1 rRNA gene is annotated in these 377 nt (G+C 54.4%); it reads right to left on the reverse strand.

From position 1 onward, the window contains the following. Window positions 1–319: 319 nt before the first annotated feature. Window positions 320–377: ribosomal RNA gene (locus tag TBIF_RS14915) — 16S ribosomal RNA — on the reverse strand; the annotation flags it as partial.

Here is a 377-nt window from a genome sequence, read left to right on the forward strand (position 1 = left end):
GTCCACTGTCCAGTTCTCAAACAACACACACCGCCCACCACCACACGTCAGGGAAGAAAGAATCTCACGATTCCGCCAACCCATGACCGGCAGGCCATGTCCATGTAGTACTGAAAAAACCCGCTTGACGCGTGTTCCCTCAGGACCCAACAGTATGTCGACTAGACCCCGCAACACCCCACAAAGGGAGCATTTCCTGATCGGGATACGTGTCAGTGTTCCACCCATGAGCTCCCGCAGTAGAACATTGCCTACTAAACGGGCTCTGCCAACCACACACATCAACTACATGACGGCATGGACTGGAGATGCTCCTTAGAAAGGAGGTGATCCAGCCGCACCTTCCGGTACGGCTACCTTGTTACGACTTCGTCCCA

This window comes from Tomitella biformata AHU 1821, assembly GCF_000524475.1.
Taxonomy (GTDB): domain Bacteria; phylum Actinomycetota; class Actinomycetes; order Mycobacteriales; family Mycobacteriaceae; genus Tomitella; species Tomitella biformata.